15 protein-coding genes are annotated in these 16367 nt (G+C 35.8%); 1 reads left to right on the forward strand and 14 read right to left on the reverse strand.

All coding sequences use genetic code 11. The annotated features are described in order from the left end of the window. Positions 1 to 422 precede the first annotated feature (422 nt). Positions 423 to 905 carry a transcription/translation regulatory transformer protein RfaH gene (rfaH, locus tag B2R65_RS08705; protein ID WP_273605530.1) on the reverse strand — a complete coding sequence of 161 codons (483 nt, stop codon included), beginning with the start codon at positions 903 to 905 and terminating at the stop codon, positions 423 to 425. A 528-nt stretch (positions 906 to 1433) separates the two neighbouring features. Between rfaH and B2R65_RS08710 the strand changes: the two genes are divergently transcribed. Further along, complete coding sequence (locus B2R65_RS08710; protein ID WP_286741974.1) at positions 1434 to 2813, forward strand: MBL fold metallo-hydrolase RNA specificity domain-containing protein; 1380 nt, start codon at positions 1434 to 1436, stop codon at positions 2811 to 2813. 75 nt (positions 2814 to 2888) lie between these two features. On the opposite strand, the gene B2R65_RS08715 is transcribed toward B2R65_RS08710, so the two are convergent. The 13 genes from B2R65_RS08715 to B2R65_RS08775 all read right to left on the reverse strand — a co-directional run. Further along, positions 2889 to 3872 (reverse strand): IS110 family RNA-guided transposase, encoded by a 984-nt coding sequence (locus tag B2R65_RS08715; RefSeq protein ID WP_286741976.1) that lies wholly within the window; start codon positions 3870 to 3872, stop codon positions 2889 to 2891. Positions 3873 to 4239: 367 nt separating this feature from the next. Then, positions 4240 to 6174, reverse strand: coding sequence for a polysaccharide biosynthesis protein (locus tag B2R65_RS08720; protein ID WP_286741977.1), 1935 nt, complete (start codon positions 6172 to 6174; stop codon positions 4240 to 4242). A gap of 163 nt (positions 6175 to 6337) precedes the next feature. Further along, complete coding sequence (locus tag B2R65_RS08725) at positions 6338 to 7513, reverse strand: DegT/DnrJ/EryC1/StrS family aminotransferase (RefSeq protein ID WP_286741979.1); 1176 nt, start codon at positions 7511 to 7513, stop codon at positions 6338 to 6340. 16 nt (positions 7514 to 7529) lie between these two features. Further along, positions 7530 to 8180: an acetyltransferase gene (locus B2R65_RS08730; protein ID WP_286741981.1), complete on the reverse strand. Its 651-nt coding sequence runs from the start codon at positions 8178 to 8180 to the stop codon at positions 7530 to 7532. Beyond that, on the reverse strand, positions 8173 to 8772 hold the full coding sequence (locus tag B2R65_RS08735) for a sugar transferase (protein ID WP_286741983.1): 600 nt from the start codon (positions 8770 to 8772) through the stop codon (positions 8173 to 8175). Before B2R65_RS08735 ends, B2R65_RS08730 begins: the two co-directional genes overlap by 8 nt. Then, complete coding sequence (locus B2R65_RS08740) at positions 8765 to 9991, reverse strand: glycosyltransferase family 4 protein (protein WP_286741984.1); 1227 nt, start codon at positions 9989 to 9991, stop codon at positions 8765 to 8767. Before B2R65_RS08740 ends, B2R65_RS08735 begins: the two co-directional genes overlap by 8 nt. Positions 9992 to 10128: 137 nt before the next feature. Beyond that, complete coding sequence (locus B2R65_RS08745; RefSeq protein WP_286741985.1) at positions 10129 to 10902, reverse strand: glycosyltransferase; 774 nt, start codon at positions 10900 to 10902, stop codon at positions 10129 to 10131. Between the two features lie 13 nt (positions 10903 to 10915). Beyond that, positions 10916 to 11989, reverse strand: coding sequence for an EpsG family protein (locus B2R65_RS08750; protein WP_286741986.1), 1074 nt, complete (start codon positions 11987 to 11989; stop codon positions 10916 to 10918). Between the two features lie 13 nt (positions 11990 to 12002). Next, complete coding sequence (locus tag B2R65_RS08755; protein ID WP_286741988.1) at positions 12003 to 12806, reverse strand: hypothetical protein; 804 nt, start codon at positions 12804 to 12806, stop codon at positions 12003 to 12005. A gap of 163 nt (positions 12807 to 12969) precedes the next feature. Next, a complete protein-coding gene (locus tag B2R65_RS08760; RefSeq protein WP_286741990.1) occupies positions 12970 to 13485 on the reverse strand; it encodes an acyltransferase in 516 nt (171 codons plus the stop codon). Further along, the gene (locus tag B2R65_RS08765; RefSeq protein WP_286741992.1) at positions 13482 to 14741 is read right to left on the reverse strand and encodes a lipopolysaccharide biosynthesis protein; all 1260 of its coding nucleotides are present in this window, start codon (positions 14739 to 14741) and stop codon (positions 13482 to 13484) included. Before B2R65_RS08765 ends, B2R65_RS08760 begins: the two co-directional genes overlap by 4 nt. Continuing rightward, positions 14738 to 16147 carry a hypothetical protein gene (locus B2R65_RS08770; protein ID WP_286741994.1) on the reverse strand — a complete coding sequence of 470 codons (1410 nt, stop codon included), beginning with the start codon at positions 16145 to 16147 and terminating at the stop codon, positions 14738 to 14740. Before B2R65_RS08770 ends, B2R65_RS08765 begins: the two co-directional genes overlap by 4 nt. A 30-nt stretch (positions 16148 to 16177) precedes the next feature. Next, the coding region (locus B2R65_RS08775; protein ID WP_286741996.1) for an SAF domain-containing protein at positions 16178 to 16367 on the reverse strand (190 nt) is incomplete at its 5' end.

A 16367-nucleotide genomic window follows, 5' to 3' on the forward strand; every position in this document is an offset into this window, starting at 1 on the left:
CCTAAATGCGCCAGCAAGCAAGGCGCCTACAACGTTACCCTCTAAAGCGGAGTGTCTCTTAACCTCTTTGTGAATTAATATTTTTTTCTTTGCACAAAGAGGAGCAAATGAGAAATATACAATAAGTAGCAGCGAGTATAAAACCCACGTAGGCGTGAAGCTTGCTCACGCATTTTTTATAAGTACGTAAAAGCGTTGCTTTCAAACGCCAGCAAGCTGTGCGTCTACGAGTTGTCTAGCCCTTCGGGCACGTTCCAGTTCGTCGCAGAGCTCCTCTCGCTCCAGCTTGAAAGCAAAACTTTTTGCTTGTCTAGCCCTTCGGGCACGCTTCCGCCCCTAGGTTGCAGTTCCTACGTACTGATATTTACTTAATTTTTGCGATATAAAGGCAAAACTACGCTTTAACCTTTTGCCTTTAACCTTTACTGTCTAATATCTTTATTATCGACACTTACTTCGATTTTTTGATTAAGTAAGTTAATTAGTAAAATGCTACGCATGTCACCATCAGGCTCTTTATATATTGCTGTTATATTATTGAATGCGTTGTTGTGAACGCTCACAGTATCGCCTGCCTTTGGTATTGTTGATTCGGCAAATTCTGTGCGCTCACATTTAAGCTGTTCTATAAGGCCTTTTGGCACAACCTGGTAATGAGCGCCATAAGTTACAAACCCACTAATTCCGCGCGTATTTTTTACAGCAGAAAAGTTACCGTTTTGAGACTCTAAGCAAATAAATAAGTAGCTTGGGAATAAAGCAGACTGTTTAACAGTTCGCCTGCCTTTAATGAGTTTTTCTGTGGTTAATTTTGGATAAAAAACTTCAATGCCTTGATTAAGTAAGTTGGTGGCTGCTCGCTCTTCTTGGCGAGGTTTACATGTAACTAAATACCAACTTTTCATAGCAATCCTTACTACATACACAATTGCAACAAACACAACATTATTTTTAACAGCGCGCAATTATAAACAGTTTAGGTTTATTAAGTAAATAGCCTTTAAGGTAAATGCATACTTACTTTGTTAACAGCAGCAAATGAATTTATTGTTCCCGTTGGTGTTTATATAGACTAAGTCTAGCTTAAAAACATGTGAGTAGCAGTGAATTTGGCTCGCGTTTGACATACTGCTTTAACGCGGGGTAAAGCCGCTGTTACGGTGCTCCTGTCTAAAACACCGCGCCCTCCTAACCTCTTTGTGTATTAATGTTTTTATTTTTTGCACATAGAGGAATAAAAGAGAAGTATATAAGGTAACTCACTAGTAGCAGCGAGTTTACCTCGCGTTTGAACTTATTGTTTTAACGAGGAATAAATCCTAAATGCGCCAGCAAGCAAGGCGACTACAATAGCAACTCAGTCAAATTTTGCTTAAACCGCTGTTTAACTCTACCTTTAACTTTACCCTAAAAAAAACAAATATAGATACCCTATGCAAATACTTCACCACGGAGCGGTAAATGGCGTGACTGGCTCGTGCCACGAATTAGTTATTAATAGTATAAACAGCGTGCTAATAGATTGCGGGCTTTTTCAGGGAGAAGACGCAAAAGATGATTTATCAATAGAGTTTGATATTGCGCACATTAGCGCGCTTATTGTTACCCATTGCCACATTGACCACGTGGGGCGCATTCCTTATTTATTAGCAGCCGGTTTTAAGGGGCCCATTTATACTACGCCTGCCTCGGCTAGTTTGCTGCCACTAGTGATTGAAGATGCGTTAAAGGTAGGTGTTACTCGCGATATAAAAATTATAAATGCCTGCCTTAGCTTGCTAAATAAGCAGATAGTAGCGGTTAATTTTAATACTTGGTTTACACTGCCTTGCGCCAAACAGCAAATAGCTAAAGCGCGGTTTCAGCGTGCTGGACATATATTAGGTTCAGCCTATGTAGAAATAGATGTTGGCATTAATACAAAGAATAATAAAAGCCATAGAGTTGTGTTTTCGGGCGATTTAGGTGCCCCCTACACGCCGCTGTTACCGGCTCCAAAACCTCCTTATAAGGCCGACACATTAGTTATAGAGTCAACCTACGGTAATAAAAATCATCAAGGCCGAAAAGAGCGCACTCAAAAACTAAAAAGTGTAATTGAACGCGCAGTAGCTGATAACGGCGTAGTGTTAGTGCCGGCATTTAGTATTGGCCGCACACAAGAGCTACTTTACGAGTTAGAACAGCTAATACATCAATCAGCTAAAGGATCTCCTTGGCGAAGTATTCATGTGATTTTAGACTCTCCCATGGCTGCCAATTTTACAGAGCAATATAGTAAGTTTAAACACTTATGGGATGCAGAAGCTAAGCGCAAAGTAGCCAAAGGCCGCCATCCGCTAGACTTTGAAAACCTAACCACGGTTGATACGCATAGCGAGCATATCGCTATTATTAATTATTTAGCGTCGCGACAAACACCTGCCATTATTTTAGCTGCCAGCGGTATGTGCAGTGGCGGGCGAATAGTTAATTACCTTGAGCGCTTTTTACCTGACAAATCAACCGATGTATTATTTGTTGGCTACCAAGGCCGAGGGACGCTTGGCCGCGATATACAAAAATATGGCCTCCGCAATGGGTATGTTTTTATAAACGATACGCGTATTACAATTAACGCACAGGTGCATACCATTAGCGGTTACAGCGCGCATGCCGATCAAAACGGATTAGTTAAATTTGTAACCGGCATGCGTAAAAAGCCAAGCCATATAAAAATTGTACACGGCGATGAAGACGCAAAGCGCGCATTAGCAAGTAAATATAAAGAGGTGTTGGGGGAAGGTGCTAAAATTGAGATAGGTAAGGGGTAAACACAGAGCTTATTCGAAAATATGTGTAAATACCCGCGTAGATACCATCTCTCATTTTAAGCTTCAAGGTCGTACTTAACTTTCTTGGAGCTTAAACGCTTCTTGGTTTTTTATTACACCAAAACATATATGAATGAGCTTTCTCATATTCGCACACACAGCTTGCATCGGTGTTTTACCGTTATTTATTAATGTTAACTTGTGTCGTTTTATTCTTTTATTCCATTGCCCAGCGACAATGGCTGCCATGTAGAGTTTACAGCGAATTCTGGCTGGCCCAAGTTTACTGATTGTTGTTCGCCCTTTTAATTTACCCGATTCATTGTACCGTGGGATTAATCCACAATAAGCTGCTGCTTCTTTGGCTTTATTAAACTTTTTAGCCGCAAACAAATATGTCAGCTCTCTCGATAATACAGGACCAATGCCAGGTATAGACTCTAGTAGTTTCCTGTTTCTTTTTAAACCAGGCTCATTATCTATGTGATCATCAATGTCAGATTTAAGCTGTTTAATTTCGTCATCTAAAAATGCGATAGTCACTTTTATCGATTGGCGAACACGTGCTGAAACGTTGCTGAATTCACTTGCTTCTAATCGGTTAGCTTCTCGTTGCCGGTTACTCTCAAGCGCATCTAAACGACGGATAAGGGCTTTAAGCTCTCTAACTTCTAACGCTTCAGGTTGCCAATAATCAACGACTGCGTGCTTTGCACAGCCGTAGTGGGCAAGCATCGTTGCATCAGATTTGTCTGTTTTATGAATTATGTTTAACGCGTCAGCATACTTTTTCGCTTTGCCTGTATTCGCTAAAATAATATTAAAGCCTTGCTCATGTAAAAAATACATCAGTGCTTCATGATAAACACCCGTTGGTTCGAGGGTGATAACGAGCTCACTAGCAACGCTTTTAGTTGTATTTAAAAGCCACTTTTCTATTTTCTCAAAGTCTTGATGCTTGTTTTTAAAGACTTTTGTTTTAATCTTGTTTGTAAGCTGGTCTCTCAACCACGATAAATCAATTTTCTCTTTACTAATATCAATGCCGATAAACATCATCTCTACTTACTCCCCTTGTACATACAGCATCTACTTAAATAAAAGTGTGCTTGGATACCATTCAGTTTGTGAGAATAGAAAGTCAGGGCTTTATCTACGGAGCAGTATTAAATACTAGGCGCAAAGGCAAGCTCACTGACTTCGATGTGATAAATGATAGCTAATCATTTATCAACGAGAGATACAAGGCGCGAAGCTTGCTCACGCAATTTTGGTTAATATGATGCAAAAGCAGTGCTTTTAATATGACAGTAAGTAGGGTGTCTATAACACAATAAATATATACCGAACGTAAAAGTACATTTATGCGTTAGGTTAGCTCAAACAAATAGGCTGCAAATTATTAAACTATTGCAGCCTAGCCATTTTAAGAGCCGCTTACGTTGGGTAAAGCGGTAACATTGGTTTGGCTATTTTGTTTTTCTTGCCAGTTTAGGTCACATATACCATCCGTTGGCGAAAAAGCGGTAGGCGCTTGAAGTAATAGCTTACGTATTTGAATATGATCAGATTCATCACATGCAGCTTTAAGCTTACTTAAAAGTGGCTCTAGCTCATGCCACGGCATTTTTATTTCTTGTGCACTTAAGATTCTTGGGTGATCGGTGCCAGTAACATTGTCGCCAATTAATAGCTCTTCAAAAAGTTTTTCGCCAGGGCGAAGGCCTGTACATTTTATTTCTATATCACCATTTGGACGCTTTTCGTGCTTAACTTCCAGCCCCGATAAGTGAACCATTTTAGTTGCTAAATCTTTAATTTTTACTGGCTCACCCATGTCTAACACAAATACATCACTGCCTACACCCATGGCACCTGCTTGAATAACAAGCTGAGCAGCTTCAGGTATGGTCATAAAGTAGCGTGTAATATCTTGGTGAGTTAATGTTATTGGGCCGCCTGCTTTAATTTGTTTTCTGAATAATGGCACAACAGAACCAGATGACCCTAATACATTACCAAAACGTACCATTGTAAAACGTGTAGTATTTTGAACCTCAGACAACCCTTGCAGCACAAGTTCAGCCATGCGCTTTGTAGTGCCCATAATATTTGTTGGGCGCACTGCTTTATCGGTTGATATTAAAACAAACGTGTCTACTTTTGCGTTTATTGCTGCCGTCGCTACATTGTAAGTGCCGTAAATATTATTGCGAACACCTTCAACTACGTTGTGCTCTACTAATGGCACATGTTTATAGGCGGCTGCATGGTAAACCGTTTGCACGTTAAAGGTAGAGAACGTTGATTCAACCAACTTTTTATTTTGTATTGAGCCTAATATTGGCAACACTTCTATATTTAAATTATTTGCGTTGCAGTACTCCGATAGCTCTTTTTCTATTGCATATAAAGCAAACTCCGAAAGCTCAAACAGTACAATTTTTGTAGGCTTATTTTTAACTATTTGTCTGCACAGTTCAGAGCCAATTGAGCCACCCGCCCCTGTTACCATTACCACTTTATTTTCTATATTCGCCGACATTAGATCCTGTCGAGGCTGTACAGAGTCTCTACCTAGTAAATCGTCTATCTCTACATCTTTAACTTCGTCAAGGTTAGTCGTGCCTGAAACAATATCAGCCATGCCAGGTATGGTCATTACTTGTAGCTTGAACTTTTCTATTGCGTTAAGCACCTCTTTGCGACGGCTTCTTGAAGTGCTTGGCAAGGCAAGTAAAATTTTATTGGCACATTTTTGTTTGGCTAGTTCGGCTATTTGCGAAGGTGCATGCACACATATACCCTGAATTAACGATAAATGCTTTTTAGGATCATCATCAATAAAGGCAACAGGTGAATACTCTGGGCCATTAGCTAAGGCAGTTGCAAGTTGGCGGCCAGCAGAACCCGCGCCATATATAATGACCCCTTCTTTACGGCGCATTGTAATTTGCCCAACAACTGCTCGAACGGTAAGCCTTGCTCCGCCTACAAATAAAATACAAAAGCTTGCGTATATAAATGGCACAGTACGTGGTACAGGGGCACTTAAAAAGAAAGATAAAACGGTTAAGTAAACGGTAGAAAGTACAACACCTGCAATAATGGCCCACATAGCTTGGGTGTTCATATAACGAAGTACGGCCCGGTATAAGCCAAGCTTAACAAAACTGAACAAGCTAAGGGGTAATACTGTTGCCAGTAGAATCCATGTGTGTATATTTTTTAAAACAGCCGTGCTATCTAACCTTAGTAAAAAGGCTAACCAAAAAGCAACAATAATAAAAATGCTATCTACAACAAGTGATACAACTCTTTTTTGGGGGCGAGGTAAGTTAACTAAGAATTTTAAAAACACAATACATTTCCCTGAAGCTAGCAGTGATACTGCTATTCTATTGATTACAATTTTACTACAAGATGAACAACTATTGCACTTAATAGTTAAAGACTATATGCAAAAGATTATATAGTCTTTATGTATTTGGTTACTTTTTGTAAATTTGTGTATGAGAGTTTGGTTATAGTGAGGCGATTTCTAAAACTTCTTTTATAACTTTAGCTGTTAATTGGATCTCTTTTTTCGACAAAGTTGGATGTACTAGAAACATAAGAGCCGTTTCTCCTAACTCTACAGCATTCGGTAAGCGCTTTTCCGGCCGCCAAGGGGTGTTATCGAAAGCTTTTTCAAGGTAAACCTCTGAACAACTTCCCTGAAAACACGGAACACCACGTTCAGTAATTTCGTTTACTATACGGTCGCGATTCCAACCATCAGCTAAATACTCAGGTTTTATAAACATGTAATGCTTATATTCAGCGTGCTGTATGTGCTTTGGAATATTAACTAATCTTACACAATTAAAATTACTTGCTGCTTTGTCTAACTGTGCAGCGTGTGATTGGCGTTTAGCAGTCCAATTATCCATTCGTTTTAATTGTATACGCCCGATAGTAGCTTGCATTTCTGTCATTCGCCAATTAGTGCCAAAACTCTCATGTAGCCACCTAAAACCAGGGGGGTGCTCTCTGTTATAAATAGCATCAAAGCTTTTACCGTGGTCTTTATAACTCCACATAGTTGACCATAACTCTTTTGAGTTAGTCGTTACCATGCCGCCTTCACCGCCGGTGGTCATAATTTTATCTTGGCAAAAGCTCCATGCGCCTATGTGGCCTATACTTCCAACAGAGCGACCTTTATACGTAGCCCCGTGCGCTTGTGCACAGTCTTCAATTACATAAAATCCATGCTTTTTACTCAGCGCCATTATTTCGTCCATTTCGGCTGGCATACCCGCTAAATGAACAACAATAACTGCTTTTGTTTTTGGTGTAAGCACTGCTTTTATAGATTCGGCAGTAATGGCCTGGCTATTTAAGTCAACATCAGCAAAAACAGGAGCGGCGCCAGATGTAACAATACTTGAAGCAGATGCTAAAAAAGTACGCGGAGTAGTTATTACTTCATCATCAGCACCTACATTTAATGCTTTTAAAGCAATGTCGAGTGCTAGTGTGCCGTTACCCAAGGCTATGGCATATTCACTATCAGTCCATGTTGCAAATTCTTTCTCAAATTCACGCCCTTCAGTGCCCGTCCAATAATTTACCTTATTAGATAAAATAACACGGCTAACTGCATCAGCCTCTTCTTGTGTAAAGCTTGGCCATGGAGAAAATGGGGTATTTAACATTGAATTCCTATAAAATTTAAAAGGCTTGACTGTTTTCTGAAACTTTAACGCAAGGGGACCCATAAGCAGTTACATCAGATGATATATCTTTAACGACCAAACTACCTGCACCAATTAATGTATTATCACCAATATGGATGAGTTGTTTTACTTTACTGCCAATACCTAACCAACTAGCTCGACCAACGCTAACTCCTCCGGCTAAGGATGTGCCCGGACAAATATGAGTGAAGTCGCCTATTCTACAATCATGCTCAATTATAGCTGAAGTATTAATTATACAGCCTCGGCCTACTACTGCAAAGGCGTTAATAACAGCGTTAGCTGCTATAACAGAGCCTAAGTCTATTTGAGCATATTTACTTATAACTGCAGTTGGATGAATGAGCACAGGAAGCATGTAGCCATTTTTGGCTAGCGTTTTTATTTTTACTTCTCGCGTATTATTGTGACCTATAGCAACAGCAACATTTATGTTAGTGCTAGGTACATTAAGTAAATCTGAAAATGTACCTATAACAGGCCAATGCTCTATGTTTTTTTTATTAGGATATGCATCATCATAAAAGCTAACACAAAAGCCTAGTTGCTCTGCAATATCAGCTATTACTTTACCGTGGCCACTAGCCCCTAAAATAGCCAAAGTTTTAACCGTTGCCTTAATCATTACTAGAACCTTTAAAAGGCTCAATAGTTACGTGCCCATCAGCACTTATTCCTTCACGCACAAATACTTTTTTTACCGTTAACAGTAATATTTTAATATCTAGCCAAAAACTTTGGTTATCAACATACCAAACATCAAGTGTAAACTTTTGTTCCCAGCTAATTGCATTACGCCCATTAACTTGCGCCCAACCGGTTATACCTGGGCGAACATTATGTCGGCGTGCTTGCTCTATACTATAAAGAGGTAAGTACTGAACTAATAAAGGTCTAGGGCCTACAAGGCTCATGTCGCCTTTAATAACATTAAACAAGCCAGGTAGCTCGTCCAAACTGGTAGAACGTAAAAAAGCACCAAACTTAGTCATTCTTTCGTTATCAGGAAGCAAGTTACCGTGCTTATCTTTTGCATCGAGCATGCTTCTAAACTTCATCATTTTAAACACTTTACCGTTTAAACCAGGGCGATCTTGCGTAAACAAAATAGGTGAGCCCAATTTGATTCTGATTAACACAGCAACCAGTAATATAACTGGAAGTAAAATCAAAAATACAATTATTGAAACCGTTAAGTCAAAAAGATATTTAATCATTAATAGCATCCTGTAGCGTTTTCTCGACTCTTGTAGCCATAATGTCTCTAGAAAAATGTTCATAAGCTAGTGTTTTACAGCTATTCACGGCTGCTTCGTAATCAGATTTACTGTCAAGAAATTCACTAATAAGCATACTGGATGCCTTGTAATCATCCGCCTCTAAAACTAAGCCACACTTGTGTTCTTTAATGAAGTCTTTTTGCCAACCACCGTAATTAATTGCGATGGGCGTTTTTGAAGCTAGTGCATCAAACAGCTTATTTGCAGAATTATGCCACATCTCTTTTACTGGACCGAATAATGACAAAGATAAGTCTGCGGCAGATAATAAACGAACTATTTCTGTTTTTGGTACTGGGTCAAGAAAGTATAGATTTTTATTGTAAACACCTAGCGCTCTTGCTTCGCTTATTATCTTCCCTTTTTCCATCCCGTCACCAATTGCTACAAAACATAAATTTGGATTAGAGTTCTGCGCAGCTTTTGCCAAGCCTACAATATAGCTCACATTATTAATTAGACCGAATGTACCCGTATATACAATAAGTTTTCTATCATTAACAAAACCTAACTTAGATTTTAAATAATCGATGCCAACATCTTCACTAACATCAAACAAACTAGTATCACAACTATTTGTAGCAAGGGTTACTTTGTCAGGTGAAATTCCATGCTTTATTATACCATCACACATACCTGGTGAAAGGCCAATCAATCTGGTTGAATTTTTATAGGTATATTTTTCTAACCATGTTGCAAATTTTATTATTAATTTATTTTTTATCACTCCAGCAGCTACAGGCAATTCAGGCCAAAGATCGCGCACCTCAAATACTAGAGGCCTTTTTTTGCACTTAGAGTAAATCACACCTGGTATTGCAATAGTTAAGGGTGTACTTGTAGCAAAAACTACATCGGCTTTGATAGAAAAAGATTTAACTGTTGAGCTTACTGAAAACCTAATAAATTTTAAAATTCGCTTAAAAAAACTATCTTTATTTGAATATGCTAGATGTAGAACGTGTAGTTTTATACCTTCAATATCTATAAGGTTCCAACCATGGTTTAGATTATAGTTTTCTGAAAAATAAGCCGAGCTAGTAATAAATGTAACATCATGACCACTTTTAACTAGTCGCTTGGCCATTTCATAAGATCGCGTGCCAGCATTTGACTCAGGCGTAGCAAAGTATTGATGTAGATATAGGATTTTCATTAGTTATCCTGTTTATAGATTTGTACTGATAAGTTTGACATTAATTTTATAAAAGCCAGAACTTAATTACATAAGTGATTAATTACACATGGGAATAATCTTTAGTAAAAATTATTATGGCTATATAATGCTTAAAATTACCTTTTAAAATAAGTTCTTAACATTAGTATTATCTTTCTATAAAAAGACAATTCAGCAGGAATGTATATAGCCCATCTAATCATTAGAGGGAAGCTAATATAAAACGGGTAAAAACGTAATAAATAACCGCGTGCAGAAAAGCGTCCTTTATGATCAATCTCTCTACCTTCAAGTTCTGTGGTATGAAAACATGTAGCTAAATCTAGATATTTTACCTTTGCATTGGACTGAAATAAATTTAATACAAACTTATTTTCTTCACCACAAGGAAGATCTGTACCCAAGCCCAAATTTGTATCAAATTTAATATTTTTATCGTTTACAAATTCTCGCCGTACGACTATTTCAATTGAAGATATTTTTAACGAATTGGTTAATCGATGAGTTTCATGAAAAGTATAATTTTTATAAAATTCATTTTTATTTTCTAATGATTTTACTTTAATAAAAACAAGATCGTTCCTTGATTCTGAAAGAGTTTCCAAAAGTTTCTGTAGAGCTTCAAATTCTATTTTTATGTCATCATCTTGAATCCATAACCATTTATTTTTATTTTCTTTAAGTAGTGTGTTTCGACTGCGGCTTAGTCCTGACTCATTAGTTTTTAATACTTTTATTCTTTCAGAGATAACTATAGCCACATTCTCTGGTTCTCTTTGAGAACAAATTAAAAAATCAATACTAGGATCAATTTTTTTAATATTATCCTGTATATATATAATCAACTCACTCAAAGAAGAAGCGACGGTTGATATGCCTATTGTTAACATGGAAGCCTTGTAATTAAAAATAAATTTTACCCAATATATTATAAGGTATGTATTGTTCTGCATTTGTTATTTTGTAAACAAAAAAAACAACAATCAACGATACTATAAACAAATAAACGAGTTTGCCTCCTCCCTTAAATATACGCATCAAGTAAGTCAAAAGAACTATATTCGTTATGTTGAAAATAATAACAAATCGATCACTTAAATCCTCAAACTGTAAAAACAAAATACTTAAGATAAGACCAATAAAACTCAGATTGAAAAATAAGTTGTAATATTCAAACCTTTTTTCTAACCTTTTGTAATAATATAATAAAATAAAGAACATTAAGGGCTTTTCTATGAATGAGAAAGAAAATGGCTTTGGTTCTCCAGAGGAAACATATGATTTAAAAGCATAAAGAATAATATTCGAACTTGGCAAGGCGTCAGCTAGTAATTTAATTATATTGATAGCCTGTAAAAATATAGAACTCGCTAAGATCAAAAAAAATACGCGGGGACTAAATTTTTTGTGTACAAAAAAGTACAAAGGTAATACAGCAATTAAACTAACATGAAATGTAATTCCTATTATATTTAATAAAAAGTAACCATAAATGTTTCTACTTTTAATGTACCGTATGGAATATAAAAATATTGCTACAGCAATACCTTGCCTCAAAAACATCATATTAAACTGAAAATAACCATATCGCATGTATAGTAGTAATGCAAAAATGGTCATTGGTGTATAAATAGATACACTTTTGTACGTTAATCCAATTGTAAATAATGCAGTGACCACTAGAAAAAAATTAAAGTCTTCAACGAAATAATGAATAATAAAATTATAAGTCAAGTATCCCTTTTCTAAGCGGCTATTATCTGAAAAGTAATTAAATAAGTTAGATAGATATTCAGGCGCATCATAAAACACCTGATGGTACACTTCCCAATCAGGCTTCGCACCAACCTCATGCCTTAAACCAGCAAACAGAGCTAGTACAAGAACAAGAAAGTACCCTAGAAAACTATAATCTTTTTTTGCTATAGATGAATATGAAAACAAAACAACAACAGCAATCAGAACTATATAAATCATTTACAAGAAGTCACTATTCATCGAGTTTTAAATCTAAGATCAATCTTTCATATAAAGAGTCTTTATCAAAAACTGAATTTTTATCTAAACCTTCTCTTCTCAATTGTTCATTCCATAAATGTACGGCTTGAGCCCCATCCAGGTTAATATGCTCTTCACTAGCAAAAAATATATGCTTCCAATCAGCGGATGGAATTGGATAATATTTTTGGATTGGTGCAGCAAAATTAAGTAAACTACCTTTTTTCACAAAGCCTGTAAGTGCTTTTGGGCCGGTAATTCCCCATGGTAGATATGAAAAATCCCCTCTTCCCCATGTCCTTCCTATAAGTTTTCTTATTAAGAACTTAAAAGTATCCCATTTTGTAAATTGAAATGGATTATTGCAGTAGTTGCTTAAATTAGAAAATAACTTATTACCCGATTCCTGAGTTCCAATTACGGCATTGTTTATATAAGTATCATTTTCAAAGCCAAAATCGAGCTCGTTTTCAATGTAAAATGGAGATAAACAGATAACGTCCATATCAACCCAATAGGTATTGCTACACTTTAAAAGCATTTCATATCTAAAGTGATTTGCAAAACCTGCGTAACTTCCCTTTCCCTTGCCAGTGACTGCTCCATAAGTGAATATTTTATCTCTAGGGAGTATTGAATTAGCGTCTAGTACTTCCACACCTTCAGGTATGTTTAGCACTTCATCATAAGTATACAAGTACACTTTATGCCCTGCGCGCAAAAAAGACGTTAAACACACTCTCTCTAATCTAGATAAAGATCCACCGATCCATAATGATCTTATTTCTGCCAACACTATATCTATACCTTTTTATTAATTTCGTGGCTTTATTACAAAACGATAATGAATAATCGACTAGTAATTCAAATATACCTTTGATAATAAGGTATTGCTTATTAAAATACTTAATATCTTAATACTCATTAGCAATGGTTAAATAATTAAGCCAAATAATGCTCTAATTAAACTTCTCTTCGTTTTTAAGCCTAAAGTAATGCTCAGAATCTCTATGACTAAAAACAACAGCAGGGTGTCCGCCTGCAATAGCGAGTGTAGGAATATCAGATACAACCACACTACCAGCCTGTATTACAGCCCCTTCACCAATTTTAACCCCACCTAAAATAATAACTCGGTTTCCTAGCCAAACGTTATCGCCTATTTCAATATCCTTTAAAATATAAGTATTGTCATAAGGTAGGGCTCCGCCATTAATATTATGGTTTTGAGCTATCATCATGCACGACGACCCCGAGTGGAAGTTATCACCTATTGTAACCCTGCCCCCACCCGAAATTTGCATTCCATTAAAATGACAATTGCTTCCCAAATATGTATTTCCATTGAAGCTGCTTTTATAGTTGATATTAGGCAGTTCTTTAAAATAAGAAATTTGTTTAAGCGCTTTTTTGGTGTAATATTTTTTTCTGAAACGGCATTTTAATTTGCGCATTAAGTTTAATATACTTTTCATTTTAACTCTCTTAGCCCCCATGGCATATGAAATAGTTTTGCACTGACAATCCATGTGCAGATAAACTGCCAGACATTTGCAATCAAAAAGGAAAATCCCGCCCCAATTATACCGTAGTGTGGTATTAGAATTAATAACAAAGCAATATTAATCACACCTGAAGAAATAGTTACATATGATAAGTATTTGGTTTTCTTTATATAAAAGATATAATTCGTTACCATAAAGTACATGCCTAGAAAGATTTGCCCTGCGATAATAAAGGGTAATACTTCAGCAGCTTGGTAGAACTTTTCACCTACTATAAGTTTCAATATCGTAGGAGCAATAAAAAAAGATAGTAACGCCATTAGAATTAAAAAAACAAAATATATATATGTTTTTTTAACAATCGATATTTTTTTATTAAGGTCATTTTCTTTTAGCTGACCAAACAACCAAGGAGAGTAAGCTTTGTTAATACTATTGAAAATAATATTTAAAGCATTACCTAAGCTAAGAGCTACCATGTAAATACCCGTCATCTCCAAACCTAGCTCTTTATTTATTATTAATCGGTCAATAGAGAGTAATAAAAAACCGCCTAGCACATGCGGTATAAGTGGCACACCAAATGATAAAGCATATTTAATATCATTTATATTATATTCAAATGTAACTAGCTTATCTTTACGAAGAATTATGTAAGATACAAAGCCAATCATTGTACTTGTTATAACAATTGCGAAAACACGTCCATCTGAACCTAATTTAAATAAAATAACAAACAATAAACTAAATAATAAAACAACGAGTGCATTCGTGATTTGAAGTAGACCATACGACTTTGCTCTACCTCTAATTTGCCATTGCCCTAAGCGTATATTTAATATAAAACTAAAAAAAACACTTAATATGCCTAAGTAAAGCCAAGTCGTTGGAATGCCTAAATATGCAGCTAAAAAATTATCGATAAAAGCTAAAACAATTAAAAATAAACTCGTACTCGCTAATAATATAAAAAAGCAATTACCATTGAACCTTGCAAGTTCAGCTGGAATAATATTTTCATCAAAGAAACGGCGATTAGCCGCGCCATGTACACTTAGACCAATTAAAGCAGCTAAGGCACTAGTGAAAATGATAAACATAGCAATTTGGCCGTATTCTTCAGGTGTAAGGTAACGAGTTAGAATAGGCAGTAATATAAAAGGTATCAAGGCACTTGCTATAGAGCTTAATACATAGATTGAACTACTTTTGAAGAAACCACTCATGATTGTCTTATGTTATAAAGTGTATAAAAATTTGATTTAGATAGTTTGAACAAATCATTAAAACTTTCATTGGTTAAGATTTTTTTTATTAACTCAGCAGAAAGCTCTCCCTCTTGATGCTCCCACTTTGTCATATATGTTGCGCTATATTTTTTTACCGCTTGACTACGCTTTTTAGAAGAGCAATAAATAACCCCTTCTTTAATAGACTGTTCAATATTATCTAAATTTAAAGGGTATACTAAGCCATTTTTTTTATACTCATAATAATCAGACATATCTGCATCAGAAGAAAATTCATAATATAAGGTTGCCTTTCCTGCTAATGCAGCTTCTAGGTGAATACTAGAATTAGCTGACACTAAGCAATTTATTGAATTAAAAAAAGAGCTCAAACTATTTGTAGTTGGATCGCACCACTGAATTTGGGTGTTAGTAATAATAACCGATAACTTTTTTAAAAAAGAACTCGGTTGAGATGGGTGTGTTCTTACTAATATTTTATTTCCGCAGTCAACTAATCTTTCAATCAATACTTTTAAGTAATCGAAATCATCCAACATGTTGACAGCTATCCCTAAATCAAAAGCACCATTTACATCCTTATTTATGTTTATTAACTTTTTTTGGCCACTTAAAAAAACGTTAGAAGGAAATATAGATAAACCAGGTAGATTATCAGCGCACATTTTATATGTTTCATAAGCTATTTCACCATCAAGTAAGGCATAATCGTACTGTAGGGGGGGAAATAACTTCGAAACGGACGCGTGTTGCATATATAAAGTTTTTATATTTAACATTTCACATACAAGGCGTAAGCACCTATTCGCGCTATTATGGTCGTTAGATAGTATGACTAACTTTAGATTCCCTTTACTCGATAGATTACTTAACGTTCTGATAAAGTATGGTAAAAAGGTATAACTCTGACAAAGTGCAGAAAAAAAATAATTTAATTCGAAATTTTTATTTGCTTTCTTTAATTTTAAATAAAGCCTCGGTGATTTCATAAAAAAAGTACATACGCTAATTAAAAAATCAAATATATTAATTGATAAGTCATTACTTTTCCCTTTAACAACTTTTGACGTAATTAAATTATATGCGATATTCAACCTATCTAATCCATTTAAGGTTGAGTAAAGGCTATTATATTGATTATTAGTCCCAGCAAATACTAATACCTCATGATTACTATTTAAGTTTTCTTTCCTAAAACGAACTAATTTTAATAATGAATAAAAATATAAACATATTTGTGGGATTATACCCGGATGATTAGACTTCAACCTTTTATAACTATCTAAACTTTCGAGCTTGGTTCCAAAAAAATACGCCAAAACACACTCATCTTCCTTAGTTAAACAAGTATTCATCAATTTAAAAGTTTTTATTATGTTCATTTTACTTCAACAACACTGAGAAATAATACTTCACTTTACGAGCTCATGCGAAAGAGCTGTCCCTGAAGGAATACTTGAACTAGCTATTTTGCCTATAACATCACATAAATGCTTTGGCGCTAATCCATAACCTGGACGAATGCTTCTTACATTTTCATGCGTAAATAACTCCCCCTCAGCAACATCTTTTACTACATAAAGTGAGCGCCTAAATACCATA

The sequence above is a fragment of the Pseudoalteromonas sp. UBA2102 genome (assembly GCF_002331165.1).
In the GTDB taxonomy this organism is placed as follows: Bacteria; Pseudomonadota; Gammaproteobacteria; order Enterobacterales; family Alteromonadaceae; genus Pseudoalteromonas; species Pseudoalteromonas atlantica.

Excerpts from the sequence above, each read along its gene's own strand:
- rfaH (WP_273605530.1), bottom strand. The coding sequence starts at position 905 with ATGAAAAGTTGGTATTTAGTTACATGTAAACCTCGCCAAGAAGAGCGA.
- B2R65_RS08710 (WP_286741974.1), top strand. The coding sequence starts at position 1,434 with ATGCAAATACTTCACCACGGAGCGGTAAATGGCGTGACTGGCTCGTGC.
- B2R65_RS08715 (WP_286741976.1), bottom strand. The coding sequence starts at position 3,872 with ATGATGTTTATCGGCATTGATATTAGTAAAGAGAAAATTGATTTATCG.
- B2R65_RS08725 (WP_286741979.1), bottom strand. The coding sequence starts at position 7,513 with ATGTTAAATACCCCATTTTCTCCATGGCCAAGCTTTACACAAGAAGAG.
- B2R65_RS08730 (WP_286741981.1), bottom strand. The coding sequence starts at position 8,180 with ATGATTAAGGCAACGGTTAAAACTTTGGCTATTTTAGGGGCTAGTGGC.
- B2R65_RS08735 (WP_286741983.1), bottom strand. The coding sequence starts at position 8,772 with ATGATTAAATATCTTTTTGACTTAACGGTTTCAATAATTGTATTTTTG.
- B2R65_RS08740 (WP_286741984.1), bottom strand. The coding sequence starts at position 9,991 with ATGAAAATCCTATATCTACATCAATACTTTGCTACGCCTGAGTCAAAT.
- B2R65_RS08745 (WP_286741985.1), bottom strand. The coding sequence starts at position 10,902 with ATGTTAACAATAGGCATATCAACCGTCGCTTCTTCTTTGAGTGAGTTG.
- B2R65_RS08750 (WP_286741986.1), bottom strand. The coding sequence starts at position 11,989 with ATGATTTATATAGTTCTGATTGCTGTTGTTGTTTTGTTTTCATATTCA.
- B2R65_RS08760 (WP_286741990.1), bottom strand. The coding sequence starts at position 13,485 with ATGAAAAGTATATTAAACTTAATGCGCAAATTAAAATGCCGTTTCAGA.
- B2R65_RS08765 (WP_286741992.1), bottom strand. The coding sequence starts at position 14,741 with ATGAGTGGTTTCTTCAAAAGTAGTTCAATCTATGTATTAAGCTCTATA.
- B2R65_RS08770 (WP_286741994.1), bottom strand. The coding sequence starts at position 16,147 with ATGAACATAATAAAAACTTTTAAATTGATGAATACTTGTTTAACTAAG.